A 2,234-nucleotide genomic window follows, 5' to 3' on the forward strand; every position below is an offset into this window, starting at 1 on the left:
CCCAGAAAATCCATCGGTTACCGCTTGGTATCATGCCCCATCGATCGGAGGTGGCGCCAAACTTAAACCATGGGGCCAGATTATAACAGATTGAGCAAGAAAGGGGTTTGCGGTTTCTGGCCAGGCACGAATTATGTAGGCAACGCCATTAAATTTACGGAAAGGGGACATATCGTCATACGGGTACGTCAGCAAGCGGTATCAGCGGGCGCCGTCACCGTGCGCTTCGAGGTCGAAGATACTGGATTAGGGATCGCGACTGAGGCGATGAAGCGACTGTTTACCACGTTTGAGCAAGCCGATAACACGACCACGCGCAGCTATGGTGGCACCGGGTTGGGATTGGCGATCACTAAGAAGCTGGCGGAGCTCATGGGGGGAACTGCCGGTGCCACCAGTCTGCCCGGCAGCGGCAGCATCTTCTGGTTTACGGTGGAACTGAAGGTCGGCCAGAAATCATTTCAAACCCGGTGCGTTGCTGAGTCCGCAGAGACCGTCTTGAAGAGGGACTATGCTGATAAGCGGATTCTGCTGGTTGAAGACGAACCGATCAACCGCGAAGTGGTCATGATACTGCTCTCTGATATTGGACTGGTGACCATGTCAGCGCAAGATGGGCAGGAGGCAGTTGCATTAACGCGTCAACAGTCTTTCGACTTGATTCTGATGGACATGCAGATGCCTGTCATGGACGGGCTTGCCGCGACGCGTGAGATCCGCAATAATCCCGATTACCGGTTGGTGCCGATTATCGCAATGACAGCGAATGCTTTCGCGGAAGATCGGGAGCGCTGCTTCGAAGTTGGTATGAACGAATTCATTACTAAGCCGGTGGCGCCCGACCGGCTGTTCGAGACGTTGTTGAAATGGCTATCCAAACACTAGGTAAGATGCGCTGATTTGCCGATCGAGATGACGCTCATCAGTGTTTATGTCGTGGAAATTGGCTAAGCGCTTGGTTGCCAACAGCGGTATCCTGCTCACGCCGCCGCCGCCGCCGCCGCCGCCGCCGCCGCCGCCGCTGGCGTGGCGACCGCTCGGTGTACATAAAAGGTCGATTCCGGCAACGTCCCCTCACGTAATACCTCGGGCAGGAAGCCGCCTGACTGGTGGCGCCAGAGGGCCGCATAATGCCCGTCAAGACGCAGTAACGCCTCGTGCGTACCCTGTTCGACGATGCGGCCGCGATCGAGCACGATCAGTCGGTCCATGCGGGCGATGGTCGCGAGCCGGTGGCGATCGCAATCACGGTCTTGCCGTTCATGAGACCGATCAGCTGCTCCGCAATCGCCTGCTCAATCTCGCTGTCGAGCGCGGAGGTGGCCTCGTCGAGCAGCAGGATCGCGGCATCCTTGAGGATGACGCGGGCGATGGCGATCCGCTGGTGCTGACCGCCGGAGAGTTTGAGCCCGCGTTCACCGATGTGGGTCTCGTAGCCGGCCCGACCATGCCAATCCTTCAGCGCCAGCTCGAAGCGGATCTCGCCGCGCGGCACCGCGAGCGCTCGGGCGTCGAGCGTATCGACCAGCGCATGCGGCACCGTGATGGTCTGCATGCCGTCCAGGACGGCGCCGATATTCTCGAAGATGCCGGCGATCTCGAAAGAGACCCAGCCGGCGGTGTTGGTGATCTGCCAGGCCAGGTGGGCGGCCGTGGCCACCAGGCCGGCGCCGATCAGCCCGTGGCCCCAGAGTGTCACGCCGGTCCCCGCGGTGTTCGTGAGCATTAGCGCATTCATCTGAAGATGGGGATACACATGTCCACCAGGGCGACGCTGATGCTGGTCAACAACATGACCAGGTAGGGGCCTGGCGTCTGACCGATAAAGTGCCAGTAGAAGGCGAGCAGGTCCGGCGGCGGGGTTCCGGGCCCCGGGGTGCGGGTGCCGCGAATCAACGATTCGAGAAAGTTGAACATATCCGTCCTGAAAGTGGGCAGCTACCCGGGTCGGTTAGGGTGCAAACAGGGCCTTGATCATAAATCCGGCCAATACCCAGCGCCGGACTGGGTGATAGATGCGCGTGAGAGTGGCAGGACCCGCGAGATTGTGTACCCTTGGAAGTGCAAACAAACCGAGGGAGAAGCACGATGTTCGAAGGTCCTGCCGGAATCGACTTTAGCCCGTCTTCGACTATTCGCGCCTATTTTTCACGTAACCCATTGGTTGGCTTGCACCGCAGGGGCAAAGGTCGGCACTACACAGCGATTAGTGTATGGAAGCTTGGTGAGCGGCA

The 2,234-nt window shown here is 59.3% G+C and carries 4 protein-coding genes; 1 reads left to right on the forward strand and 3 read right to left on the reverse strand.

All coding sequences use genetic code 11. The features are described 5' to 3' along the window. Window positions 1-90: 90 nt before the first annotated feature. Entirely contained in the window at window positions 91-885 is a 795-nt protein-coding gene (locus QZY44_RS22595; protein WP_295452875.1) for a response regulator, read from the forward strand. 95 nt (window positions 886-980) lie between these two features. Here the strand turns inward: QZY44_RS22595 and QZY44_RS22600 are convergent, their stop codons facing one another. The 3 genes from QZY44_RS22600 to QZY44_RS22610 are packed head-to-tail and all read right to left on the reverse strand — an operon-like array spanning window position 981 to window position 1,917. Beyond that, a complete protein-coding gene (locus tag QZY44_RS22600) occupies window positions 981-1,211 on the reverse strand; it encodes a hypothetical protein (RefSeq protein WP_295452880.1) in 231 nt (76 codons plus the stop codon). Continuing rightward, window positions 1,199-1,726: an ATP-binding cassette domain-containing protein gene (locus QZY44_RS22605; protein ID WP_295452886.1), complete on the reverse strand. Its 528-nt coding sequence runs from the start codon at window positions 1,724-1,726 to the stop codon at window positions 1,199-1,201. The genes QZY44_RS22600 and QZY44_RS22605 overlap by 13 nt, the downstream gene beginning before the upstream one ends. 8 nt (window positions 1,727-1,734) lie before the next feature. Next, the gene (locus tag QZY44_RS22610; protein ID WP_295452889.1) at window positions 1,735-1,917 is read right to left on the reverse strand and encodes a hypothetical protein; all 183 of its coding nucleotides are present in this window, start codon (window positions 1,915-1,917) and stop codon (window positions 1,735-1,737) included. Between the last annotated feature and the right edge of the window lie 317 nt (window positions 1,918-2,234).

The sequence above is a fragment of the uncultured Thiodictyon sp. genome (genome assembly GCA_903837595.1).
GTDB lineage: Bacteria > Pseudomonadota > Gammaproteobacteria > Chromatiales > Chromatiaceae > Thiodictyon.